This window comes from Ensifer sp. EB106-05-01-XG146, assembly GCF_058791875.1.
In genome coordinates this window covers 2,169,827-2,193,468 of the sequence record NZ_JBYTDX010000001.1, presented here as the reverse complement: position 1 = coordinate 2,193,468, position 23,642 = coordinate 2,169,827, and the positions used below count along the sequence as shown (strand labels likewise).

At 64.6% G+C, this 23,642-nt stretch carries 27 protein-coding genes; 13 read left to right on the top strand and 14 right to left on the bottom strand.

The genetic code is table 11. The features are described 5' to 3' along the window. Positions 1–56: 56 nt before the first annotated feature. Positions 57–950 (bottom strand): SDR family oxidoreductase, encoded by an 894-nt coding sequence (locus AC3WVQ_RS10940; RefSeq protein ID WP_090294264.1) that lies wholly within the window; start codon positions 948–950, stop codon positions 57–59. 71 nt (positions 951–1,021) lie between these two features. After that, positions 1,022–1,675: an O-methyltransferase gene (locus AC3WVQ_RS10935; RefSeq protein WP_060515991.1), complete on the bottom strand. Its 654-nt coding sequence runs from the start codon at positions 1,673–1,675 to the stop codon at positions 1,022–1,024. A 90-nt stretch (positions 1,676–1,765) separates the two neighbouring features. On the opposite strand from AC3WVQ_RS10935, the gene AC3WVQ_RS10930 reads away from it, so the two are divergent. Continuing rightward, on the top strand, positions 1,766–2,401 hold the full coding sequence (locus AC3WVQ_RS10930) for a TetR/AcrR family transcriptional regulator (protein ID WP_492382720.1): 636 nt from the start codon (positions 1,766–1,768) through the stop codon (positions 2,399–2,401). 145 nt (positions 2,402–2,546) lie between these two features. On the opposite strand, the gene AC3WVQ_RS10925 is transcribed toward AC3WVQ_RS10930, so the two are convergent. The 4 genes from AC3WVQ_RS10925 to AC3WVQ_RS10910 all read right to left on the bottom strand — a co-directional run bounded on the left by AC3WVQ_RS10925 (position 2,547) and on the right by AC3WVQ_RS10910 (position 5,529). Further along, a complete protein-coding gene (locus AC3WVQ_RS10925; RefSeq protein WP_090294262.1) occupies positions 2,547–3,380 on the bottom strand; it encodes an anti-sigma factor family protein in 834 nt (277 codons plus the stop codon). Further along, complete coding sequence (locus AC3WVQ_RS10920; RefSeq protein WP_090294260.1) at positions 3,377–3,928, bottom strand: RNA polymerase sigma factor; 552 nt, start codon at positions 3,926–3,928, stop codon at positions 3,377–3,379. The genes AC3WVQ_RS10925 and AC3WVQ_RS10920 overlap by 4 nt, the downstream gene beginning before the upstream one ends. Continuing rightward, positions 3,912–4,289, bottom strand: coding sequence for a COG4315 family predicted lipoprotein (locus AC3WVQ_RS10915; RefSeq protein ID WP_034792736.1), 378 nt, complete (start codon positions 4,287–4,289; stop codon positions 3,912–3,914). The genes AC3WVQ_RS10920 and AC3WVQ_RS10915 overlap by 17 nt, the downstream gene beginning before the upstream one ends. A 256-nt stretch (positions 4,290–4,545) precedes the next feature. After that, positions 4,546–5,529, bottom strand: a complete 984-nt coding sequence (locus AC3WVQ_RS10910; protein ID WP_090294258.1) for a quinone oxidoreductase family protein — start codon at positions 5,527–5,529, stop codon at positions 4,546–4,548. 97 nt (positions 5,530–5,626) lie between these two features. On the opposite strand from AC3WVQ_RS10910, the gene AC3WVQ_RS10905 reads away from it, so the two are divergent. Beyond that, on the top strand, positions 5,627–6,517 hold the full coding sequence (locus AC3WVQ_RS10905) for a LysR family transcriptional regulator (RefSeq protein WP_090294257.1): 891 nt from the start codon (positions 5,627–5,629) through the stop codon (positions 6,515–6,517). Positions 6,518–6,555: 38 nt separating this feature from the next. On the opposite strand, the gene AC3WVQ_RS10900 is transcribed toward AC3WVQ_RS10905, so the two are convergent. Together AC3WVQ_RS10900 and AC3WVQ_RS10895 are read right to left on the bottom strand one after the other, a co-directional pair. After that, entirely contained in the window at positions 6,556–6,978 is a 423-nt protein-coding gene (locus AC3WVQ_RS10900) for a hypothetical protein (RefSeq protein WP_090294255.1), read from the bottom strand. Between the two features lie 46 nt (positions 6,979–7,024). After that, a complete protein-coding gene (locus AC3WVQ_RS10895) occupies positions 7,025–8,065 on the bottom strand; it encodes an AbrB family transcriptional regulator (protein WP_371273166.1) in 1,041 nt (346 codons plus the stop codon). Positions 8,066–8,516: 451 nt separating this feature from the next. Between AC3WVQ_RS10895 and AC3WVQ_RS10890 the strand changes: the two genes are divergently transcribed. After that, the gene (locus AC3WVQ_RS10890) at positions 8,517–9,644 is read left to right on the top strand and encodes an ATP-dependent DNA helicase (protein WP_034792744.1); all 1,128 of its coding nucleotides are present in this window, start codon (positions 8,517–8,519) and stop codon (positions 9,642–9,644) included. 38 nt (positions 9,645–9,682) lie between these two features. After that, positions 9,683–10,042 carry a VOC family protein gene (locus AC3WVQ_RS10885; protein WP_090294251.1) on the top strand — a complete coding sequence of 120 codons (360 nt, stop codon included), beginning with the start codon at positions 9,683–9,685 and terminating at the stop codon, positions 10,040–10,042. A 20-nt stretch (positions 10,043–10,062) separates the two neighbouring features. On the opposite strand, the gene AC3WVQ_RS10880 is transcribed toward AC3WVQ_RS10885, so the two are convergent. From AC3WVQ_RS10880 to AC3WVQ_RS10870, 3 genes are all read right to left on the bottom strand, one after another. Beyond that, positions 10,063–10,737, bottom strand: a complete 675-nt coding sequence (locus AC3WVQ_RS10880; RefSeq protein WP_060605403.1) for a spermine/spermidine synthase domain-containing protein — start codon at positions 10,735–10,737, stop codon at positions 10,063–10,065. Between the two features lie 253 nt (positions 10,738–10,990). Beyond that, the gene (locus tag AC3WVQ_RS10875; protein WP_034792747.1) at positions 10,991–11,665 is read right to left on the bottom strand and encodes a MerR family transcriptional regulator; all 675 of its coding nucleotides are present in this window, start codon (positions 11,663–11,665) and stop codon (positions 10,991–10,993) included. 397 nt (positions 11,666–12,062) lie between these two features. Next, positions 12,063–13,175, bottom strand: a complete 1,113-nt coding sequence (locus AC3WVQ_RS10870) for a hypothetical protein (RefSeq protein WP_034792748.1) — start codon at positions 13,173–13,175, stop codon at positions 12,063–12,065. Positions 13,176–13,648: 473 nt separating this feature from the next. Here AC3WVQ_RS10870 and AC3WVQ_RS10865 point away from each other — a divergent pair, with 473 nt between their 5' ends. From AC3WVQ_RS10865 to AC3WVQ_RS10855, 3 genes are all read left to right on the top strand, one after another. Then, complete coding sequence (locus tag AC3WVQ_RS10865) at positions 13,649–14,401, top strand: pyridoxine 5'-phosphate synthase (RefSeq protein WP_492382719.1); 753 nt, start codon at positions 13,649–13,651, stop codon at positions 14,399–14,401. 12 nt (positions 14,402–14,413) lie between these two features. Beyond that, positions 14,414–15,046, top strand: a complete 633-nt coding sequence (locus tag AC3WVQ_RS10860; protein WP_090294249.1) for a histidine phosphatase family protein — start codon at positions 14,414–14,416, stop codon at positions 15,044–15,046. 99 nt (positions 15,047–15,145) lie between these two features. After that, positions 15,146–16,360 carry a multidrug effflux MFS transporter gene (locus tag AC3WVQ_RS10855; RefSeq protein ID WP_090294248.1) on the top strand — a complete coding sequence of 405 codons (1,215 nt, stop codon included), beginning with the start codon at positions 15,146–15,148 and terminating at the stop codon, positions 16,358–16,360. A gap of 108 nt (positions 16,361–16,468) precedes the next feature. On the opposite strand, the gene AC3WVQ_RS10850 is transcribed toward AC3WVQ_RS10855, so the two are convergent. Together AC3WVQ_RS10850 and AC3WVQ_RS10845 are read right to left on the bottom strand one after the other, a co-directional pair. Beyond that, positions 16,469–16,852: a VOC family protein gene (locus tag AC3WVQ_RS10850; RefSeq protein WP_034792755.1), complete on the bottom strand. Its 384-nt coding sequence runs from the start codon at positions 16,850–16,852 to the stop codon at positions 16,469–16,471. A 207-nt stretch (positions 16,853–17,059) separates the two neighbouring features. After that, entirely contained in the window at positions 17,060–17,944 is an 885-nt protein-coding gene (locus AC3WVQ_RS10845) for an SDR family oxidoreductase (protein WP_060516005.1), read from the bottom strand. A gap of 200 nt (positions 17,945–18,144) precedes the next feature. Here AC3WVQ_RS10845 and AC3WVQ_RS10840 point away from each other — a divergent pair, with 200 nt between their 5' ends. From AC3WVQ_RS10840 to AC3WVQ_RS10825, 4 genes are all read left to right on the top strand, one after another. After that, positions 18,145–18,549, top strand: a complete 405-nt coding sequence (locus tag AC3WVQ_RS10840) for a winged helix-turn-helix transcriptional regulator (protein WP_060605391.1) — start codon at positions 18,145–18,147, stop codon at positions 18,547–18,549. A 431-nt stretch (positions 18,550–18,980) separates the two neighbouring features. Continuing rightward, positions 18,981–20,261 (top strand): FAD-dependent oxidoreductase, encoded by a 1,281-nt coding sequence (locus tag AC3WVQ_RS10835; protein ID WP_492382718.1) that lies wholly within the window; start codon positions 18,981–18,983, stop codon positions 20,259–20,261. A gap of 52 nt (positions 20,262–20,313) precedes the next feature. Then, entirely contained in the window at positions 20,314–20,706 is a 393-nt protein-coding gene (locus AC3WVQ_RS10830; RefSeq protein ID WP_090294244.1) for a VOC family protein, read from the top strand. Beyond that, positions 20,707–21,597 (top strand): GrpB family protein, encoded by an 891-nt coding sequence (locus AC3WVQ_RS10825; protein ID WP_090294243.1) that lies wholly within the window; start codon positions 20,707–20,709, stop codon positions 21,595–21,597. A 62-nt stretch (positions 21,598–21,659) separates the two neighbouring features. Here AC3WVQ_RS10825 and AC3WVQ_RS10820 read toward each other — a convergent pair whose 3' ends face one another. Beyond that, positions 21,660–22,379, bottom strand: a complete 720-nt coding sequence (locus tag AC3WVQ_RS10820) for an aspartate/glutamate racemase family protein (RefSeq protein ID WP_090294241.1) — start codon at positions 22,377–22,379, stop codon at positions 21,660–21,662. 189 nt (positions 22,380–22,568) lie between these two features. On the opposite strand from AC3WVQ_RS10820, the gene AC3WVQ_RS10815 reads away from it, so the two are divergent. Together AC3WVQ_RS10815 and AC3WVQ_RS10810 are read left to right on the top strand one after the other, a co-directional pair. Next, positions 22,569–23,033, top strand: a complete 465-nt coding sequence (locus AC3WVQ_RS10815) for an Lrp/AsnC family transcriptional regulator (protein WP_043622517.1) — start codon at positions 22,569–22,571, stop codon at positions 23,031–23,033. A 6-nt stretch (positions 23,034–23,039) separates the two neighbouring features. Continuing rightward, a complete protein-coding gene (locus AC3WVQ_RS10810; RefSeq protein WP_090294239.1) occupies positions 23,040–23,633 on the top strand; it encodes an isochorismatase family protein in 594 nt (197 codons plus the stop codon). Positions 23,634–23,642 lie beyond the last annotated feature (9 nt).

Sequence of the window (23,642 nt, the reverse complement as noted above, 5' to 3'; positions counted from 1 at the left end):
ACGGACACTGTCGCGGCGCGGGAACTGCCGAGACGTCATCGGCAGGGACGTGTTTGTCAGGTGCCGTAGTAGGTTGCCTGATCCAGATCGGTGAGCAGGTCAGGCCCAACAGGTTTCCACCCGAGCAAGGCTCGCGTCCGGGCGCTGGACGCGGCCATGTTGCCGCCGGCCATGCCGGCAAACCAGCCGAAATGCGCGGGCGGGCGGGCTTCGACCGGCAGGCCGAGATTTCGGCCGATGATCTCGGCGATCTGTCGGAACGGGATCTTTTCGTCCGCCACGGCGTGGTAGACGTCCTCGCTCGTGCCGCTTTCGAGCGCAAGCCGATAGACCCGTGCTGCATCATCCCGGTAGACGCCCGACCAACAATTGGCGCCATCATCCAGATACGCCGAAACGCCCGTCTGGCGCGCAAGACGCACGAGGATCGGGACGAAGCCATAATCACCCAGGCCGTGAACCGAAGGCGCGAGCCGGACCGTTGCCGCCCGAATGCCGCGCTCGGAAAGGGCACGGGCAGCGGCTTCGGATTTGCGCGGCACGGCGGCATTGGGCCGATCGGTTTCCGTGGCACCGAGCGGCAGCCCGGCGAGACCCGAGGTTACGAGTAGCGGCCGATCCGATCCGGCGAGACCCTCACCCAGAAGCGCGATGACGCGCTGATCCTCGGCCGCACTTTCCAGGAAACTGGAAAAGTCCTGGTCGAGCGGGCCGTGGACGAAGTCATGCCTGAAGGCCGTGTGAATGACGGCATCGGCTTGCCCTGCGGCCCGCTGCAGGATCGCCGCGGACTCAAGCCCGCCTTCGACGACCGAAGCCCCGGTTGCGGCGAGGGTTGCGGCCTTTTCCCTGGAGCGCGCCAGGCCGGACACCCTGTGCCCCGCCGCGATCAGGTCTTTGACCACGGCCGACCCGACCCAGCCGGTCGCGCCCGTTACGAATACATGCATTGCAGTTCTCCTTGATGTGGTGCCCTTGCGTGGGCGTAAGCGCCGGCGCTCAACCGAAACGATGGCGCCGATCAGGCGAGGCGCATCGTCACTTCGATGTCCTCGGCAAACGGTGTCGACAGGTAGGTGCCGGGGGCCGAACGGATGTAGTCGAGATATTCCGGGCAACTGTCGGCGTCGTCGGCGATGATCAGGGCGCCTGGACGCAGGCGAGGCTCGATCAGCTTGAAGACGTCGAGATAGATCGGTTTTGCCCCGTCGAGCAGCACCAGATCGATCGCGTCGGGAAGGTCGGTGAAAGTCGTCAGCGCGTCACCCTGCCGGATCTCGACGAGATCCTCGAGACCGGCTGCCGTGAGGTTCTGTCCGGACCGCGCCACCTTCGCCGGTTCGAATTCGCTGGTGATCAGCTCGCCGCCGCCGTTGTCGCGCAGCGCCGCTGCGAGAAAGAGCGTCGAAATGCCGAAGGACGTTCCGAACTCGACGATCCGGCGGGCGCGGCTTGCGCAGGCGAGCATGTAGAGGAGGTTGCCGGTCTCACGCGAAACCGGAAGCCACAGATCCTTCAAGAGCCCGTAGAGCTGCAGATATTCGGTCTTGCTGTGCAGCAATCGTTCGCGTTCGCTTGCGGGCAGTTGCGCGACTGCGGGGCTGGTCGCGGCATCGGCCTCGTCGAACAGGCGGTCGAGAAGGCCCTTGAGAGGCTGGCTGGTGAGCGTGGTCATCGGATGTTCCTTCGTTTTCGATGGGCTTGCGTTCACGAGGAAAATACGAATAATTCGTCGCATTCGCTAATCGCATTGCGGACGGTGCCAATGCCCAACAGATCAAGTGCCCGTATTTCTTCACGAAAAGCGCCCAAGCAGGCGCGTTCGAACGAGCTGGTGAAGGCCATTCTCCAGGCTGCTGTTCAGGTTTTGGAGGAGGAGGGAGCGCAGCGATTTACCACTGCCCGCGTCGCGGAACGGGCGGGCGTCAGCGTCGGGTCGCTGTACCAGTATTTTCCCAACAAGGGCGCGATCCTGTTCCGCCTGCAAAGCGACGAATGGCGGCAGACGTCGGGGCTGCTGGCGACGATCCTCAGTGACGGGTCGCGGCCGCCGCTCGATCGGCTGCGGTCGCTGGTTCACGCCTTCCTGCGCTCGGAATGCGAGGAAGCGGCCGTTCGGGTTGCCCTGGGCGACGCGGCACCCCTTTATCGCGATGCGCCCGAAGCCCGGGAAGCCAAGGAGGCCAACGATCCGCTCATCGACCAGTTCATGATCGAGCTTCTTCCGAACGCACCCACCGACCTCAGGGAACTTGCCGGTGACCTGATCATGACGACGATGACGACGGTGGGGAAGGATTTTTCGGGAACGGCGCGCAGCGATGCGGAGATCGAGGCCTATGCGGATGCGATGGCCGACATGTTCTCGGCCTATCTCGTGGCGAAGGGCGCCGGCACCTGATGCATCCCGAAAATTGTGAGCGTCCCGGCGATTTTGAGCGCAGGGCGTCTCGGGTCACGCAGGGTGAGACGAATGTGCGGGCTCGACTGTAACTCTTTGAAATACCTTGCCGACAAAGCCTGATCGGCGTTGACCGGGTTCCCCCTCAGCTCTTCGTCGCCTCGCTCTTTTCGAACTGCCGGTAGCATTCATCCGCCACCTGCTGCAGCAGATCGCGCGGCACCTCGCCGGTGACGGCGTAGCCGAGCGGGCCGTCGATCCAGTAGAAGGTCTCGACGCCGTCGTTCTCGTCGATGCGGAAGCTGGTTTCGCGGTTGTCGTCGTTGCGGCCGAGCAGCACCGTCAGCCGTCGGCCGGTGCCATCCTCATACATGAACATCGCGCCTGCCTTGCCGTTGACCGGCAGCAGCCGGCCGCCGACCAGCGAGAAGCCGAGCGAGGAGAGATCAGGGATCGAGAGCGGATGATCGAGGCGCTTGCCAAGCCAGGTCGCGAGATGGGTCTGGTCGTCGGCGCCGACCTCGACGGCATGGCGCACTTCGCTGGCATAGACCAGGAAGGCCGATTGCGCTTGGCGCGGCAGGCTGTCGGCCGTCTGCGTCGGCCGGGGGCTTTGCTCGGGTGCGAGCAAGGAGGGCGCGTAAAGGCCGGTGAGGCCGCCGGCCGCAAAGAGCACCAGGCCGGCGGCGACGGCGCGGGCGATGCTGGCAAACGATCGGGTGTCCTTGCCGGGATCCGGTTGCGGGCGTTCGCTGCCGTTGCTCAGAAGCAGAGCCCGGTCATCGGCGTCGCTGCGGGCATAGCCGGCAAAGAGCGCGCGCAACTCGACCGCCTGCGCCCGCCATTGCCGGACCTCTTCGGCCTGCGTGGGGTTTTGCTCGAGCCATTGCTCGATCCGCAACCGCTCGCGCGGGCCAAGGGCGCCGTCGACATAGGCGTGCAGGTCGTCTTCGGAGACGGTGTTGTGGCCTTCCGTCATTTCGGTCTCCGCATGCTGATCACATTGTCGTCCTTCATGGCTTCTGCAAGCTGGCGCCGCGCGCGCGACAGGCGCGACATCACGGTGCCGATCGGTATGGCCATCATCTCGGCCACGTCCTGGTAGCGGTATCCTTCGATCACCACGAGCATCAGCACCGAGCGGTTCTCCGTGGAAAGCCCGTTCAGCGCCCGTTCGAGCCGCGAGCGCTCCAGCGGGTCGCTCTCGTGGGTCTCGGCCTCAAGGCCCAGGTCCTCGTCCAGCGCCACCTGCGGGTGCATCGCCACATAGCGGTGCCGGTTGCGGCCGAGATTGGTCATGATGGTGAAGGCCCAGGCGCGCAGGTTCACGCCGCGCCACTGCGCGCGGCGCGAAAGCACCTTCTCCACGCAATCCTGCAACAGGTCCTCGCTATCCGGGTCCGAGCGCACCAGGCTGCGGGCATAGCGCCGCAGTGCCGGCACCAGGGCCAGCACATCCTCTTCGAACCGGTCGGAGGCGGGGGGTGCCCCCGCATCCTCGTTGCCGCCGTTACGGCTTGGCGACATTCCATTCGCCCTTCTTCATGCCGTCGCCGGTCATGTCACCCATCTTCTTGTCCTTGATGAAGAAGTAGAGCGGCATACCGTCCTTGGCCCATTGCTTCTTGCCGTCCTTGCGCTCGACGACCGTATAGGCACCATCTGCCTTGGCGCTGGCTTCCGCGAAGAAGGGCGGCCAGTTCTTGGCGCAATCATCGTAGCACATGGACACGCCGCCATGATCGTCCTTGTAGGTGTAGAGCGTCATGCCGTTTTCTCCGGCCAGCACCTTGCCCTTGGCGGTCTCGACTTCCTTGACCGGCGGCGCGGCGAAAGCCGTAACGCTGGCCGCAAGCAGCATGGCGATCGTCAGTGGAAACGTTCTCATGGCAGTTGTCCTTCCTCAAGATGGTTTTCCTGTCCGGAAACGGGCGAAAAGCCTCCTCGTCCCGTTTCCGCGGGAGCCGCATGGTGCAGATCCAACCGTAAGACACGGCAAGCACAGGATTTATTCCCGGAGAACTGGCGGAAGTTTCGGTTCGGTTCTTGCAGGTCGGCCACAGGACGCATCCGGCCACGCGACGTTCATCGCGCGGCCGACGAGAGGGGGAATAGGGCGCTGACCAGTTGGAGGCGACAGCCGTTCAGGGCAGCAGGACCACGGATCCGGTCGTCCGCCGGGCCTCCAGGTCTTCGTGAGCCCTGCGGGCGTCGTGAAGCGGATAGGTGGTGATGGCTGGGGCACGAACGACACCTGCCTGCATGGCGCCGAACAACTCTCGCGCCGCCGCTTCGTACTCGCCTCGCTCGGCAGTGTAGTGGGCGATCGAGGGACGAGTGACATAGAGCGAGCCCTTGGCCGAGAGCGAGGCGACGTCGAGCGGGGGAACCGGACCGGAGGAGGCGCCGAAGGAAACCAGCGTGCCGCGCGGGCGCAGGCAGTCGAGCGACCTGGCGAAGGTGTCGGCGCCAACGGAATCATAGACGACGCCGACACCCTTGCCGCCGGTGATTTCGCCGACGCGGACCCGGAAATCCTCCTGGCTGTAGAGGATGACATGATGGCAGCCATTGGCCCGGGCGATTTCGGCTTTCTCTGTGGAGCTGACGGTGCCGATGACAGTCGCGCCGATGTGGCTCAGCCACTGGCAGGCAATCGAGCCGACACCGCCGGCCGCCGCATGGAAGAGCACCGTGTCGCCGGGCTTCACCTCGATGCAGCGACGGATCAGGTATTCGACGGTCAGTCCCTTGAAGACGAGGGCTGCGACCTCTCGGCTGTCCAGTTCCTCCGGCAGCGCCAGCGCCCGGGCGGCGGGCAGGTTGCGGTGGGTGGCATAAGCGCCGGGCGGGCCGCCCACATAGGCGACGCGTGCGCCAATCGAAAAGCCTTCGACGCCTTCGCCAAGCGCGGTGATCACGCCGACGCCTTCGACGCCGATCCCGCTCGGCAGGGGCAGGGGTGCCGAACCCCGGCGGTGATAAATGTCGATGTAGTTCACGCCGATGGCGAGATGGCGGATCTGGATTTCGCCGCGCCCGGGCTCGCCCAGCGTCTCGGCCTTGAAGGCGAGCACCGACGGCTCGCCAAATTCGGAAAATCGAACGGTATCGATGTTGGGCGTCATGCTGGTTTCTCTCCGGGTTTCAGAAGAAACTGCTTGATTTCCTGGCTTCGGTCGAGAAACCATTCCGCAATTCTGATTTCCAAAAATGGAAAACAATATGGACTGGAACGATCTCAAATTCTTTCTGGCCGTTGCCAATGCGCGCTCGCTGACTGCGGCCTCCGTCAGGCTTGGTGTCAGCGCATCGACCGTGTCACGCCGGATCGAGGTGCTGGAGGCGGCGTTGCAGGTCAGGCTTTTCCGGCCGCACCGCGACGGTTACGACCTGACGCCGGCGGGCGAGGCGCTTTTGGCGCCGGCCGAGCGGGCCGAGGCGCAGATGCGGGTCTTCGAGCGGACGGCGCGGGAGAAGGACAACGACCTTGCCGGCCCGGTGCGCATCGACGTGCCTGAACTGTTGGGACAGGAGGTCCTGTTGCCGGGCCTCGTCGGTTTCCTGCTGGAGCATCCGGAAATCCGCCTGGAGATGCATTCGAGCGTGCGCCCGGTGCGGCTTGCCGGCGAAGAGGCCGACATCGTTCTGCGCCTGGTGCGGCCGCAGCAGGGCAACTATCGCCAGCGCAGGCTCGGCCAACTCGCCTTCGGCCTTTATGCGATGCCTGGCTACATCGCGCGTCACGGCATGCCGAGCGCACCTGCCGACCTCTACCGCCACCGGCTGGTCGGCTGGAGCGAGGAGCTGAGCTACCTGATTATGGTCGCCTGGCTGGAAACCCTATGCCCCGGCCTGCAGCCGGCGATGCGCTTCTCCTCGCTCGGCGCGCAGATGGCGGCGGTGAAAAACGGGCTCGGCTTTGCCGTGCTTCCTGCCTTTGCGGCCGAGGCGGCAGGATTCACGCCGCTGCTGCCGGAGGCGCCGCCATTGGCCCCGGATCTCTGGTTGCTGGTCCATGAACAATCGGCCGAACTGCCGCGCGTGCGGCTCACCAAGGAGGCGGTCTCCACCGTGATGGCGCGCTTCGCTGCGCGATCGGCGGAAAGCGCCTGAGGATTGCAGACGCTTTCGTGAGGGAGCGGCCGATGGTGCTAGTCGGCCGGTTTCCACGGGGCATCAGAACGGCGAGCGCCCTGGAAACCGGTCTCCACCCGTTGGAGAACCGTCTCGTCGTCCGTGGTGATTTCGTAAAACGTGCTGTCGATGGCGCGAATGACGATCCAGGGGCTGTTCGGGGTGCCGGGCAGGAAACCGGTAAACTCTCCCCAGATGATCTGGAGAACGTCTTGCACAGCGGCGGCCAGGTGCCGGCCCTCGATCATGCTCCCGGACTGGGCCCAACTCTCCAGAACGTCGCCGCCGGGGCCGGTGGCATCGAACCATTGATAACCTGCGTCGACGGCGGAAACTCTCCACGACGCTCTCAGTGTGCGGGGTGCGAGGCGCTGCAGGATGTCGCGCAGGTCGAAGGGAAGCGCGGCTTCCGGAGGTCCATAGATTCTGAGCGTCTTCACGAGCGTTCTCCCGGCAGCGCATTGGAAACGTGCCGGGCCAACATCGTCAAGCCCGGTCGGCGACGAAGCGGGCGAGCGCCGGCCCGATCATGGTGATGATCAGCAGGCGGGCGGTCTGCAGGGCCATGACGAAGGAGAGGTCGACATTGCTCGAGGCGGCAATGACGGCGATCGAGTCGAGGCCGCCGGGGCTGGTGGCGAGATAGGCGGTCAGCGGATCGATGCCGACCACCTTGATCAAAAGCAGGGCAAGCAGGCCGGAGAACGAGATCAGCACGACGATCGAGATGATCGTCGGCACCAGCGCGCGGCGGGCATGGATGAGGATCTGGCGGGTGAAGCCGAGGCCGATGTTCCAGCCGAGCATGGCAAAACAGATCGCCAGCAGCCATTGCGGCAGCGCGGTGGTCATGACGCCTGAGACGTTCAGCACGGCGCCGAGAAGGAAGGGCAGCAGGAAGGCACCGGCGGGCACGCGCAGGAAGCGGCCGGCGAGCGCTGCGCCAAGCCCGACGGCGATTGTCTCGAGGAAAAGCAGGCCGTCGATCGGTGCGAACCAGTGGGTGGTCTGCTCGGCTTCGGCGCCGGTGACCCACATATGCGCGACCACGGTCGCGGTGCTGGCGACGAAGATCACGCGCAGATACTGCATGAAGGCGACGAGGCGTGCATCGGCCCCATAGGCGTCAGCCATCAGCAGCATGGTCGAGGCGGCGCCTGCCGACGATCCCCAGATCGCGGTTGTGCCCGGCAGGATGCGCATGCGGGTGATGACCCAGCCGCAGAGCGTGCTGACGGCGATGACCGAGAGGATGACGGCGAGAAACAGCGGCCAGTTGCCGGAGAAGGTGGCGAGCATGCCCGGCGTCATGGCACCGGCAATCATCATTGCCAGGATGAACTGCACGCAGAAGAACAGCTGGCGCGGCAGGCGTATCGTGCCACCATTCATGCCGACGAGCACGGCGGCCAGCATCGGGCCCATGAGCAGCCCGGCCGGAAGGCCGATGAATTCGAAAAACGAGGCAAGGACGATGGAGACCGCAAGCAGCAGGCTCCATTGCAGCCAGGGCGCGAACCGTCCGATGCCGACCTTGTCCGGGGCGGGCGGCGCAGCTGGCTTGTCGGTTTTCACGGGCACTCTCCGGCATGGCCCGGAAAGGCGGGAACGGCCACCGGGGCCGGCCTTGACGGGCTTCGAGCGATGGTCTTCGCCAGCAGAAGCGCGGGCGCCATCACGTCACGCTCGTTAGCAACAATGCGGCGTTGCATTCAAGGGGCAGAGCAAGAAAGTGCCACAGGATCGACAGCGGGCAATGCGAGCACCGTGCGGGCAGGAGGCGAAATGAGAAAAAAACGTGAACAAATTCCACCGGGCGTAAGCCGCGCCGGAAGGAACCGTCACGAGGCGCGGCCTTGATTTTACGGGGTAATTTTGCGCGCGGCGGTGACGCTCGAGAAGCTGGCGGCTCCTGGTCCTCCGGTGGGGCCGCAATTCCGGGCTTGCGTGTGCGGCCCGAATCCTGACACTCAGCCTCATGCAATTCGCACCGCAACAGGACGAGGCCCTGAAGGCCGTTTCGCAATGGCTGAAAGAGGGCCGCTCGCCGCTCTTTAGGCTGTTCGGCTATGCCGGTACCGGCAAGACGACGCTGGCCCGGCATTTTGCCGAGCATGTCGATGGCGACGTGCTGTTTGCCGCCTTTACCGGCAAGGCGGCGCAGGTGCTGCGCTCCAAGGGCGCGAGCAACGCCAAGACCATTCACTCGCTGATCTACCGGCCGCGCGGCGAAGAGGAGGTTTCTGACGAGGAAACCGGCAAGACCTCGATCGCGCCGATGTTTGCGATCAACCGCCAGAGCCCGGTCGCCAAGGCGGCGCTGATCATCGTCGACGAATGCTCGATGGTGGACGAGGCACTCGGCAAGGACCTGATGAGCTTCGGCACGCCGATCCTGGTGCTGGGAGACCCCGGCCAGCTGCCGCCGGTTACGGGCGGCGGCTATTTCACCAATCAGGAGCCGGACTACCTGCTGACGGACATTCACCGCCAGGCACGCGACAATCCGATCATCCAGCTCGCCATGCAGGTGCGCGAAGGCAAGGAAATCATGCATGGCGACTATGGCACCACGCATGTGATCGGTCGCTCCCAGGTGAACCAGGAACTGGTGCTCGAAGCCGACCAGGTGCTGGTCGGCACCAACAAGACCCGCCGGCGCTACAACCAGCGCCTGCGCGAACTGAAAGGGTTCACCAGCGAGTATCCGCAATCGGGCGACAAGCTCGTGTGCCTCCGGAACGACCCGGCCAAGGGCCTGCTCAACGGCTCGCTGTGGCAGGTGATGAGCTCGTCGAAGGAAACGGTGAAGCCGGGCATCAACCTGATGATCCGGCCCGAAGACGACGACATGGATCGCGGTGCCGCCAAGATCAAGCTGTTGAAGGCGGCCTTCGAGGATGTCGAGGGCGAGATCCCCTGGACGACGCGCAAGCGCTACGACGAGTTCGACTACGGCTACGCGCTGACGGTGCACAAGGCGCAGGGCTCGCAGTGGAACAATGTCGTGCTGTTCGACGAAAGCTGGGCCTTCCGCGATACCCGCGAGCGCTGGCTCTATACCGCGATTACTCGCGCTGCGGAGCGGCTGACCATCGTTCGTTGAGTGATTGAGCCGGGCGCGACCTGAGGGAAGGGACGTCGTTGCCGATCAACAGGATCATCCTTTACGCGCATGACGTGGAAGCGACCGTTCGCTTCTACGAAAAACACTTCGGCTTTCAGGCATCGCGCGAGGCGGGCGACCGGATCGTCGAGCTGATCCCGCAAGACGGTGGCGCCAGCCTGATGGTCCATCCGACCGCCAAGGGCGCGCGGAAAGGCCAATCCCTCATCAAGCTGGTATTCGATGTCAAGGATGTCGAAGCCTTCAGCCGAGGGTGCGCTCAGGAAGGGCTGGTATTCGGGGCCATCCATCAGGCCGATGGCTATCAGTTCGCCAATGCGAAGGACCCATCAGGCAATCCGATCTCGATATCGAGCCGCGCCTTCCGCAAGATCTGAGGTGCAGCCGTCTTGAGCTGTTACCGCTTCGTTGCCATCCAAATCATATGGCGGGCGCCGCCGCGTTTGCCGTTGGCGCGCACGTTCACCTCGTCGGCGGCAAAGCCGACTTCGCGCAGGCGGCGGGTGAAGGCGCTGTCGGGTGCTGACGACCAGACGGAAAGCACGCCGCCAACCCGAAGGGCGGCTTGCGCGGCGCGAAGGCCGGTGTGGCTGTAGAGGCTGTCGTTGGAGGGACGCGTCAGGCCATCCGGACCATTGTCGACATCGAGCAGGATGGCGTCGTAGGCGGCCTTCTTCGAGCGGATCAGCGCGCCAACATCGCCGACATGGATATCGACGCGGGGATCGTCGAGTGTGCCTTTGTGCAGATCGGCCATGGGGCCGCGCGCCCAGTCGACGACGGCCGGAACCAGTTCGGCGACGGTCACGCGGGCATCGCCTGGCAGCACGGCAAGGGCCGCGCGCAAGGTAAAGCCCATGCCCAGGCCGCCGATCAGCATGCTCAGGTTCTTGCCGCCGGCGATGCGCTCATGGGCGAGTGTCGCCAGCGCTTCTTCCGAGCCGCTCAACCGGCTGTTCATCAGCTCGTTCGAGCCGAGCATGATCGAGAATTCCTGCCCGCGCTGCTTCAGGCGCAGCTCGTCGCCGTCACCGGGAATGGTTGCGCGGTCCAGCTCTATCCAGGGAAGCATCGGGGTCTCTCGTCCGTATTTGTTCAGGCGCCCTCGTAACACGTGCGGGATAATGGCGACACCGCAATGTCTGCCGTTCAAGAGAATTGTGCCGCGTGGACCTGCAAACTGTTCGGCGCGCCTTACTGTGGCAGGCCTGCGGGCAGGGGCTGCAGCAGAGCGTCGTGACCTAGGCGAGGCGCAACGCGACCTCGTCCTCTTCACGCACGAGGATGCGGACGGCAAGGCATCGGGGGCGGCTGCCGTGTTCTCGCTATTCCGGCGAGATCATGCCTGAAAGCACCGCCTTGGCGATCGCCTGGAAGCGGTTGTTGGCGCCGAACTTGCGGATGATGCCGGCTTCAAGGGTAAGCGCTGCCGCCACGTCCATATCCATTAGCCCGGCGATGCGCGCCGCCGGATAGCCGTCGGCCATGAAGGTCAGGCACTCGCTTTCGATCGGCGAGAGATGGACATGGCCGTCCTCATCGGTGGCTTCGCCTCCGTCGGTGGTTTCGAGCAGCTCGGTGATGCGCTGCATCTGCCGGCGCAGGTTTGCCTGCTGGGCGGCAAGCTCACGCCGTCGTGCAAGCAGGGCGTCGCGAAACAGCTTGTCGGCTTCGGCCTGCTCCTCGGTGCCCGCAAGTCCGGTCAGCAGTTCCAGGATGGTCGAGATCGGCATGTCGATCTCGCGGCAGGCGTTGATGACGGCCATGCGGCGAATGTGATCTTCGTTGTAGACCCGCATCGGACCCATGCGGGCGGCGGTCAGGAGCCCCTTCTCCTCGTAGAAGTGCAGCGTGCGATGGGTGACGCCGAAAGCGTCGGCCATGTCGGCGATCGCCAGCGGCGTCGTGGGGTCGTGGTGGGGAAGCGGCAGGTCGGGCAGAAAGCCGACACGATCGGGCGCGGCCAGCACGCCCTCGAATTTCCAGTGGTCTCGCGGCATGTCGAAGGTCCCCGGTCTACAGCCTGCGCGTCTTTCGACGCGCTGTTTCTGCAATTTCCTGAATCGAGACCGACCCAGGGGCGCGCGCAATCCGCGTCCGGAAGCGGTGGCGATCGCCGGGTCTCAAAGGTGCGGACGGATCCGCGCGGTGAGGCACTCGTTGATCGTCAACGACAATACCTGCTGCTCGGTTGGGGCACCTCCGCGCGCAAGGCACGGTTTACTCAGGACAGCGATGCTTGCCTGACGAGCACCCAGGCACCCATTCCCAACGCATGCGTGTACCGTATACGCGAATCGCTAATATGACCAGTCCCAGTATGGCAGGCGAATGTGGCGGACCGGGGGTCGCAGCCGCTTCATGCGGACCGGCCTTTGCCCGCCCCGCCGGGCAGGCTCAGTGTCCGATGACCTTGAGCGGGCTGTTGGCGCTGAGGATGAACAGCGGCTCGTCGCCGCGCAGCGGCGAGAGTTTCTGCTGGCAGGACCAGGCGGTCTCGAAGGTGTCGCGGGTGAGGTGCTTGCGATAGCGCTGGGTGGCGGCCATGCAGCCCATCAGCGGGCTTTCGATCTGCTCTTCGCGGGCGTGATTATAGATCTCGCCATCGAGCGAAAACAGTTCGGCGGCGAGCGACATGCTCTCGAAAAGCAGGTCAGGCTCGGTCTCGAGCCGCTTCCAGGTGATGAAGTCCTGGCGCATCGGCACGTTTTCGCCGTCATGGGAGAGGGTGACGCGAATGCCCTGGGCCGGTGCGTCGTACCAGGTCACCTGCACGGTGAAGGAGAGGGCGGAGTTGCGCGAAACGGGGCGGCCGGTGTCGCCATCGGTGGCGCGCGCCAGCGTCTTGTGACGCTGGGCGGCAAGCCGCAGCGCCGTGGCGAAGGCCTTAGCATCGCTGTTTTCGGCGCCGCTGAGCTTCACGGTAACGGCGGGCAGCACCCGCTCGGTTGCGTGGCGGGCGTTGAAGAGCTTGGCCTGGGCGTCGAGGTCCAGCGTCATTTCCTGCGACGGCATCGGTGCAAAGAGCAACAGCGGCAGGACGCTCAGAACGGAGAGCGGCGAGGAGAGCGGGGCTGGCGGCCAGGCGGGGCGATGCCCGGCAAAGCGCCGCTTGGCCGGCTTCGGTTGACGCGGCGCGGGGGCGGCAGTTTCGGCCACTTCCGTCCGCGCGTGGCGGTATTCCGGAACGTAGGTTCCCTTGGGAATGGCAATGCGCCAATCCTCGTCGGCGCCGTCGCCCTCGTAGAAGGCCTTGAGCAGCTTGCGCAGCTTGCCGGCATGCACGCGCACCAGCGGGTCGCTGTCGGCGTTGAAGGCCTGTGGCCGGTCGAAGACGTCGATGGCGATCGAGTACCCCTTGAGCTGATGGCCTTCGCCGATCATCTCCTTTTCGACGACATAGGCGAGGAACGCCCGCAAGCGCTCGGAGCGCGCGAAAGCCTTGCTTTCGAGGATGCGACGGAGCGTCCGCCGTATCGTCTCATCGCAGGGTCTTTCGACCGTCGTCATCGGTGCTTGCTCCAGGGTCATGTGATCTAAAAATCTATGAAGGCGATCGCGGCGTAGGCCAGGGCCATTCGATCTGATTCGGAAATTTAAGGCCAAAAGAAGTGGTTGTCAGGGGTGATAGACGCCAAATTTGAGTTTTTTCTGAAATAAACGTAAAAATTGCGTCCTCAATCCCTGTGACAGATCGTAGCGGTGCTCGCTCGCCCGGTGCCGGCGTGCCGGCGGCCCGAAGGTCTCGTTCCTGTGATTGAGCTTTCCTGCATATTAGAGAGATCGATTGTCAAGATTTGATCAAGACAAGGCGGGCAAACGCACTGCGCGCCATTGACGCGGATATTGCATTGGTACTCCTTGGAATTGCTGCATAATCCCGACCTCAAACCGTTTCTGCTTTCGTTAAATATGCAGTAGAACATTGCATCCACATTGCCCGCATCGGGCCGTGAGCGGCCCCGCCTCTGGAAAGTTCAGACATGCCTGCAAAACTGTCCGTGAATCTGAATGCCGTCGCAATGCTTCGCAACCGGCGCGATCTACCCTGGCCCTCCGTCACCGCACTCGGGCGCATTGCGCTCGAAGCCGGCGCCGCCGGCCTGACGGTGCATCCCCGGCCGGATCAGCGCCATGTCCGCTTTTCCGACCTGCAGCCGATCCGCGACCTGATCGACGGCGCATTCCCGGAGACGGAATTCAACATGGAAGGCTACCCGAACGAGGAGTTTCTCGGTCTCGTCGAAGCGCACCGGCCGGAACAGGTGACGCTGGTGCCCGACGATCCGGCGCAGGCGACCTCCGACCACGGTTGGGATTTCCGCAAGAACCACAATCTGCTCGGCCATGTGGTCGGCCGGCTGAAGAAGAAGGGTTTTCGCGTTTCGCTGTTTGCCGATGGCGACGAGGACATGGAGGCGCTGCGCATCGCCAAGGAAACGGGTGCGGACCGCATCGAACTCTACACCGGCCCCTATGGCGGCTGCTATGACGATCCGAAAAAGGCCGAGAAGATCGCCGGCGAGCTTGGCCGCACGGCGGCGATGGCGGCCGAGCTCGGTCTCGACGTCAATGCCGGCCACGACCTGACGGTCGCCAACCTGCCACTGCTTGCCAGGCACATTCCGAACCTTGCCGAAGTGTCGATCGGCCACGGCCTGACCGCCGATGCGCTGGAATACGGCATGGCCGAGACCGTGCGCCGCTTCCGTCGCGCCTGCGGGCAGGAGGTCTGAGGCGCCTTCGCCATGAAGGAACTCTTCGTCGTCACCCACACGCAGTCCGTCCACCATGTCGAGGGCAGGGTGGGCGGCTGGTACGATACCGGCCTGACCGAGCGCGGCCGAAAGGATGCGGCGGCCACGGCCGAGCGTCTTGCGACCCTTGTCGGCGGGAGGCAGGTCGAGATCTTCAGCTCCGACCTTTTGCGCACCGCTGAAACGGCGGCGGCGATCGCCGCGCGCCTTGCCGCGCCCGTGACGGAAACCGCCGCTCTTCGCGAAATCAGCTATGGCGTGGCCGGCGGCAGGCCGCAGGCCTGGCTCGACGCGCGCTATACCGCGGCGCCGGACGACAATCGGCTGGATCATGATTGCGGTATCGACGGCGCGGAAACCCGCCGCGACGTGGCGCTTCGGGTCTACCCTTGCGTCGAGGCGATCGTCGCCAGGCCCTGTCCGACGCAGATCATCGTTACCCACGGCTTCACGCTGACGCTGGTGATGGCGGCCTGGATGAAGGTTCCGATCGAGGCCGCCGGTTTCTTGAGCTTCCCGGCGAAATCCGGAAGCATCACTCATCTGCGCGAGGATGATTTTTTCAGGAATCGCGCCGTCGTCCGCCTGGCGGATGCCGCGCATCTGGCAAATGAGACGCTGTAACATCCTGAAAATACTCAGGGCAACGCAGGCGCGAACGCAATGCAATCTGCAACGGGGGCTGCTATAGAGTAAGCCCGTCCTCTCGCCCATCTCCGGCCCATGATCATTCAGACCAGTTTTCGCGAGCGCATCGTTCTCTATGCGCTTCTGACATCGCTGACCTCGATCAGCATCGACGCGCTGTTGCCGGGTCTGCGCCAGATCGGCGCCGACGTCGGCGTCGCGCCGCCGCTTTCCACCCAGCATGTGATTTCGCTGTTCATTCTCGGCATGGCGTTCGGCGAACTGCTGCTCGGGCCGCTTTCCGATGCGATGGGGCGGAAGAGGGCGCTGGTCCTGGGCCTTGGCGTCTATGCGCTCGGAACGGTCATCGCCATGGTGGCGAACTCGCTCGAAATGGTCATCCTCGGCCGGTTTCTTCAGGGTGTCGGCGTCTCCGGGCCGAAGATCGCGACGAGGGCGATGATCCGCGACCAGTTCGAGGGTGACGCGATGGCCCGCGTCATGTCGTTCATGTTCACGCTGTTCATTCTGGTGCCGATGCTGGCGCCGACACTGGCGCAGGGGATCATCACTGTAGCCGGCTGGCGCAGCATCTTTGCCGTCTATCTCGCGGCGGCGGGCGTTCTCGGCCTGTGGCTGGTGATGCGGCAGCCGGAAACATTGCCGGCCGACAAACGCATTCCCTTTCGCCTGGGGCTGCTCGTATCGAACGGGCGGCGCATCCTGTCGCATCGGCGGGTGACGTTGCTGATCGTCGCGACCGGGCTCGTCTTCGGCGCGCAGCTTCTCTATCTGAGCACGGCGGCCGACCTCTTCTTCGACGCCTACGGGATCGGTGAGACCTTCCCGCTCTATTTTGCCATGCTGGCGACGGGCATCGGGCTTGCCTCGTTCCTCAATGCCAAGCTCGTGCAGCGCTTCGGCGCGGAGGCGATGGCGCACCGGGGTTTTGTGGGCCTGGCCGCGGCAGGGCTGGCGATGCTTGCGGCATCGCTCTATTGGGGCGGGCGGCCGCCGCTTGCGGTGCTGCTGGTGCTCGGTTTTGCCGCCTTCTTTGCGGTCGGCGTGCTGTTCGGCAATCTCAACGCCATGGCCATGCGTTCGCTCGGGCAGGTGGCCGGGCTCGGCGCATCGCTGATCGCCTCCGGCTCCAGCCTCGTGGCGACGGTGTTTTCGATCGCGGTGGGCGCCTTCTACGATGGCACGACACTTAACCTTTCGGCCGGCTTCTTTCTCGCCGGTGTCGGCGCGCTCGTTCTGGCCGAGCTTGCGCTGAGGGCCGATGCTTCGCCGGTGGAGGCCTTCCGGTAGGCGACGGCAAAAGCTGCCAAGCCCGCGTGCCAGGCATCAGCCTTCCCATGCCGACGAGCGCGGTGCTTGGGATGCCCGGCTACTGTGTCCCGCCAAGGCAGCGATGGGCTAACCGTTGTAGACGACGGAAATCTTGTTTCCGGAGGGATCGCGCATGTAGGCCGCGTACCAGTGCGGCCCATAATGCGGCCGCGGATTGGGGGCGCCCTCATCCGTTCCGCCATTGGCCATGCCTGCCTGGTAGAAGGCATCGACGTCCTGACGGGACTGGACCATGAAGCCGACCATCGAACCATTTCCAGCGCTTGCCGGTTCATTGTTGAAGGGCTTGCAGACCCACAGCACGGGACCATTGCCGGTTCCGCCTTCGGAATAGGCGCGCCAGTCCGGAAAGTCCGTGTGCGCCTTCCAGCCGATCGTCGCCAGGGTGGCATCGTAGAAGGCATTGGACCTGGCGGAATCCAATGCACCGACGGTCAGATAAACGCTCATGATTTCCCCTTTTTTAAGCGGTGAAGCCAGGAGAATTCATAGAGCGAAAACGTGAACAAAGCAAGAACAAATGGCGGTGACGACCATGGCGAAGATTGTCTGGCCGGCAGGGCGGGCAGCTCGTGCCCTCCCGGTGCCGACAGCATGGCAAAGGTCGTTTCGAGAGCCCGACGCAAACGGCCGGGCTCCCGCTGCCTGGCTTACCGCTTAGCTGGCAAGTCGCGCCTTGCTCGCTTCGAGAAAGGCGGCGAGCGTCACCGGCGTCGCGCCGGTCAGCGCGGTGACATCGCCCGTCACCATGTCGATGTGGCCCCCGCGGGTGTTGGCGTCGAAGGAAACGACGATCGGGATCAGGAAGTCCGGCAGGCCGGCGCTCTTCAGGCCGCCTGCGAGCGCCTCGTCGGAGATGTGCACGACGTTGAGGGACTTGCCGGTCGCCTTGGCGACGAGGGCTGCGATCTCGTCCGTCGAGCGCAGCTCGCCGCCCGTCAGCGTATAGGTGTGGCTCTCGCTTGTGGAGGCGGCAAGGGCTGCGGCTGCGGCCTTGGCGGCATCACCGCGGGCGATGTGGGCGAGGCGGCCTTCGCCCGAAGAAGAATACCATTGCCCGGTCTCAAGAGCATGCGGCAGCGCCATGAACAGGTTCTCCATGTACCAGCCGTTGCGCAGGATCGTATAGGGAATGCCGGTCGCCTTGATGGCGTTTTCAGTGCCGAGATGATCGGGTGCGAAGGGAATGACCGAGGTTTCCGGGCTCGGCATCGAGGTGTAGACGATGTGCTTGGCGCCGGCCTTCTTCGCAGCCGCAACGGCGGCCAGATGTTGCTTCAGCCGCTTGCCGGGCTGGTCCAGCGCGTCGGTAGAGATAATCAGGATCCGGTCGGCGCCGGCAAAGGCCTGGTCGAGCGAAGCGGGATCGTCGAAATCGGCGACGCGGGCCTGAACACCCCTGGCGATATAATCGGCGAGCTTCGCCGTATCGCGGCTGGTGGCGATGATCCGGGCCGGTGCGATGCCGGACGCAAGCAACTGGTCGAGCACGAGCTTGCCGAGTTGGCCGGTTGCGCCGGTGACGAGCAATGTATCGGACATGGTCTTTACCTTTTCTGTTTTGGCCGAGACGGAAACGCGCGCAGAACGCCGCGGCGCAGGCCTCGCCGGCTCCTCCTGCCGTTGCCTGGGAGATGCTTCGGCACATGGTCTCTTTTTGAGACTTGCTCTTATCGCGTAATCGCAGTAGGGCTGTAAAGGAGGCAGTTTTTTCTGCTGTGGTTACAAAAAGGGTACCGCCGATGAACAAGCCGACCGGGGACATGAAGGGCAAGCGCGTGGCGATCGTCTGCGGCGTGCCGATGGATATGGAAAACTGCCCGGTCCGCGACGTCATGGACAATATCGGCGGCAAGTGGAACTCGCTGATGATCCTGTCGCTCGCCGACGGCCCCTTGCGCTTCTCGCAGCTCCGCCGGCTGATCCCCGACATCTCCCAGCGCATGTTGACCCAGACGCTGCGGGACCTGCAGCGCGACGGCTACATCCACCGCACCGTCTACCCCACACAGCCGCCGAGCGTCGAATATGCGCTGACCGATCTCGGGCGCTCGCTGCTCGGCCTGCTCAAGCACTTCGTCGACTGGTCTGTGGAAAACCACGGCGCCATTCGGGCCGCGCGCGAGGTGTATGACGCGGAGGGGTAGGGCGTTTCGTAGCGGCGATGATGCCCCTTAGTCGCGGGTTGGTTGCGCTGTGGCGCGCCTGCTATTTTCGTGTCCGGTGATCGTTTCGTGGGGCTTGCCCCTCACCCTAACCCTCTCCCCGCAGACGGGGAGAGGGGACGCGCCCGGTCGGAGCGTTGCCGAGTGGGGCAGCCGTCAGATGAGACCGAAGGCGCGCCGATCGTTCCTACGGTGACGCAACTGGCGGGAGCGACGATGGAACGAGCGGGTGCCACTTCGCCCGCCTGCGGGGAGAGGATGGCCGGCAGGCCGGATGAGGCGCGGCCACTCCTTTGCAGCATGACGCAACGTCATGCGCCACGCGCGACGTCGTGTCCCGGTAGCGTGACCTTGCCCTAGCACTTTGATTTTCCCTATAGTTTCGCCGATCATCCGCATCACCTCGGGGAACCATGAAGACACTTCATATCGGCATAGCAGGCGCCGGCCCGGCGGGGCTGGCAGCGGCACTGATGCTGTCGCGGCGCGGTCATCGGGTGGAGATCCTCGAGCGGTTCGACGCAGCTTCACCTGTCGGTTCCGGGTTGATGCTGCAGCCGACGGGGCTGACGGTCCTGAACACACTCGGCCTGTTGCAGCCGATGCTGGTCCTCGGCAGCCGGATCGATCGGCTCTATGGCGCCGATGCCAGATCCGGGCGCACCGTGCTCGACGTGCGCTATGATGCGCTCGCCGGTGGGCGCTTCGGGCTGGCGGTGCAGCGCGCGGCCCTCTTCAATACGCTTCACGATGCCGTGGCCGCGGCCGGGCTGCCGGTCAAGACCGGCGTCACGCTGACCGAGGTTCGCATGGCTGGCGGCAAGGCGGTGATGCTGGACGCGCAAGGGCATGAGGCGGGCGCCTATGATCTGGTGATCGATGCAAGCGGCGCACGCTCGGCGCTGGCAGCCGGTTCGACCGCCGCGCCCAAGGTGCGCGAGCTTGCCTATGGCGCCTTCTGGGCGACGCTCGACAGCGACGGCCTCAATCATGATGCGCACGCTTTGGTGCAGCGCTACGACCGGGCGAAGGTGATGATCGGCATCCTTCCGGCGGGCCGCGCGCGGATGGGCGAGCGCGACCGCGTCGCCTTCTTCTGGAGCCTCAAGGTAGCGGACGCAGACGTGATACGGCAGGCCGGGCTCGATCGCTGGAAGGCGCGCATTCTCGATTACTGGCCGGATTGTGCGCCGTTGCTGGATCAGATCAGTGACTGGGAGCAACTGACGCTGGCGCGCTATGCGCACCGCACCATGCGCCCGCCGGTCGCCGGCCGCATCGCCTTTGTCGGCGACAGCGCCCATTCGACGAGCCCGCAGCTCGGGCAGGGGGCGAATATGGCGCTGCTCGACGTCGCAGCACTTTCGCATGCGCTGGAGACGGCTGGCGATCTCGATGCCGCACTTGCCGCCTATGCCGCCGCACGCCGCAACCACGTCGCGCTGTTCCAGTTGCTGTCGCTTCTCTTCACGCCCTTCTACCAGTCGGACTCGACGGTTCTCGCCTGGCTGCGCGACAGGCTGGTAGCCACAGTTGCGCGCACCCCGCCGATGCAGGGGCTGCTCGCCTCGATCGTCTCGGGCACGCTGATTGACCCGTTCAAGCCGGCGGGGCTTGCCGAATGCGATTGGCAGGCGGTGCGGGGCGGCGCGGACGGGCGCGGCCAAGCGGCCGCTCCGGCGATTTCCACCTGAGACGGCCGCGAATCCTGTATCAAGGCGATCCGGATGGCGGATGGAGGGGGTGATGGCGGACGGCGTGGCGGCCATTCTGGTGCATGTGGCCGATACGCAGGCGGGTCTTGCCTGGTATCAGCGCGCATTTCCTGACGCTGAACATCGGTTTCTTGCCGCCTTTGATTTTTCCTATCTGCGGATCGGCACCATCGATCTCGAGATCGTCCAGGCCGACGAGAAGGTGGCGAGCGGTGCTGCCGGTTCCGTCGTCTACTGGGCGGTCGCGGACGTCGATCGGGCGCTCGCCCATTTCGAGGCGCTCGGCGCGCATCTCTATCGCGGGCCGATGGCGATCCAGGAGGGGCTGTGGATGTGCCAGGTGCGCGACCCCTGGGGCAATTGTATCGGCCTTCGCGGGCCGCGTCCGGGAGAGGGCGGCATCGACAACGAGGCGGGGCTTTGAATGGCGACGCGGGTGGAAATCGTTGCCTATGATCCCAACTGGCCGCAGCGCTACCGGGAGATCGCGCAGGATCTCAGGCGCATCCTGGATGCGCTGGTCATCGCCGTCGATCATATCGGCAGCACGGCCGTTCCCGGCATGGCGGCAAAGGCCGTCATCGATATCGATGTGACCTTGAGGGGGCTGCCCGACATTGCGGCTGCCAGCGCGCTTCTCGTTGCGGCCGGCTACCAGGCGCGCGGCAACCGGTACGACGACGATGTCTGGGCCTTTATGCTGCAGGGGGTCGAGTCGAAGCGGCGCGTCTATCTCTGCCCGCCGGACAACGAGACCCATCGACGGCGTCTTGTCTTCCGCGACCATCTGCGCAGCCATGCGGACACCGCCTTGGCCTACGCGGCGCTGAAGGCACGCCTCGCCGAGGCCTATCGATATGACGGCGATCGCTACACCGCTGAGAAGACGCGCTTCATCAACGCGATCGTCGACCGCGAAGACCGGATGACAGGAGATCGGTCCGCCATGGTGCAAGCAACAGTCACTTGCGAGATCCGTTACCGGCTGAAACCGGGCCGCCTGGCGGAATTCGAGGCCTATGCGCAAACCTGGATGACGCTGATCGAGCGGCACGGCGGGACGCATCACGGCTATTTCGTGCCGCGCGAAAAACCTGAGGGCGTCGGCGCCAGTTTTCCGGGGGTGGGCGAAGACGGAGCCGGCGACATCGCCGTCGCGCTCTTCACCTTTGCGGACGAGGCGGCGTATCTGCGCTATCGCAGCGATGTGGCCGCGGATCCCGATGGGATGGCAGCGAACGCGCTTTACGCCGACGATCCGCCGTTCGTGAGCTATGAGCGCGTCTTCCTGCAGCCGCTTGCGCGCCGCCGATAGCCGTCTTTGTGGCGGCTGATCGATGTGGCGCGATTGGGCAGCCTAGCCTAGCCCTCGGCTAGCTACGCGGCCCGCTTGAGGCAAACCCCATCCAGTGCGAATTCGACGGCAGCTTCCGCGTGGATCGCGGTGGAATCGAAGCCCGGCAGCGGCAAGGCTCTCGGGTCGAGGGTCAGACAGATTTCGGTGCAGCCGAGGATGACGGCGTCCGCGCCTTCCGCTTCGGCCTTGTCGATCAATTCGATCAGCGCCCGGCGGGACGAGCGCAGCACCTTGCCGGCGCAAAGCTCGTCGAAGATGACATCGTGCACGAGGGTGCGGCCGTCCGCATCCGGCACCAGGATGTCGATGCCGTGGCTTCTCATGCGCTCGGCATAAAAGCCGTGCTCCATGGTGTAGCGGGTGGCAAGCAGCAGCGGCCGGCGGCTGCCTGCGGCCTTCAGGCGCGCTGCCGTCTCGTCGATGATGTTGATGAGGGGGATGTCGATTGCTGCCTGAACCTGATCGGCGATCAGGTGCATGGTGTTGGTGCAGATCAGCACGCAGTCCGCACCGGCCGCTTCGAGGCCCTGGGCGACATCGGCAAGCCGCTTGGCAGCGTCTTCCCAGCGGCCGGCCTTCTGCAGGTCGACGATCGACTGGAAGTCGACGGAATGCAAAAGCACCTCGGCCGAATGCAGCCCGCCCAGGTGGTCGCGAACGGCCTCGTTGACCATGCGATAGTAGACCGCCGAGCTTTCGAAGCTCATGCCGCCGATAAGACCGATCTTGCGCATAACCATTCCTCTCTGTCCGCTACCGCCGCCGTCCGTGGCGACCGTCGTTTGATGGGCTGAACTATGCCGCAGGGTCGGCGGCAATGGTTCGCTTTGATGGGAGCAAAAGCGGCCATGCGCGCGAATGGTTTGCGCATGTTGGAGTGAATGTGCAATTATGTAGCGTATGAATTTCTGATCATGGGAGGGATCGGCGTGCTCGACGATAGAGACAGGAAGCTGCTGGCGCTGCTGCAGCAGGATGCGAGTGTGGCCGTCGGCGAATTGGCGGAGCGGGTGAACCTGTCGCTTTCGGCCTGTTCGCGCCGCATCCAGCGGCTGGAGGAGGCGGGTTACATCGCCAGGCGCATCGTCGTGCTCGACCGCGAGCGCATGGGCGTGCCGACGACCGTGTTTGCCTTGATCAAGACGGCGCACCACTCGGACGAATGGATCGAAACCTTCCGCCGGGCGATCAGCGACATCCCCGAAATCGTCGAGGCCCATCGTCTGACGGGAAATCATGACTATATCGTCAAGGTCGTGCTGCCGCGTGTCGAGCACTACGACGTGGTCTACAAGCAGATCGTGCGCAAGGTCGAACTCTTCGACGTCTCCGCCTCGATCTCGATGGAAATCCTGAAGAGCGGCACGGCGGTGCCGGTCGATTATGCGGTGTGAGGCGAAATGACGAATGACGCTGTGAGCAAGGCGGTCGGTGGCGACGTTGCCGATGCGCTGGTGATTGTCGATGTGCAGCGGGCCTTTATTTCCGGGCCTGAAGCCGTGCCCGGCCATGTCGATCTGCAACGGGCCGTTGGCCTGCTTCTGCAGAAGGCGCGTTCGGCCGGCGTGCCGGTGATCTTCCTGCAGAACGATGGGCCCAAGGGCGCTGTCGACGAACCGGAGACCGATGGCTGGCAGTTGTTCTTTGCCGCCAAGTCAGGCGAGGTGGTCGTGCGCAAACGGCACGACGACGGCTTCGACGGCACCGATCTCGAAGACCAGCTCCGGGCGCGCAAGGTCGAGACGATCGCGATCTGCGGCATGCTTTCGGAAATGTGCCTGGCGGCGACAGCCCGCACGGCCATGGCTAAGGACTTCACCGTGATCCTCGCCAATGACGCACACGCCACCTATGACGTGCCGCCCGGTCCTGGCCGCTCGCCGATGGTGCCTGCGCGTCTCGCCGCACGCGCGGCCGAATGGTCGCTCGGTGACGAGATCGTGCTCACGGATGCGGTGGAAGACATCGCCTTCGCGGCCGCGTCGTCCTCGTAAGCTCTTCCG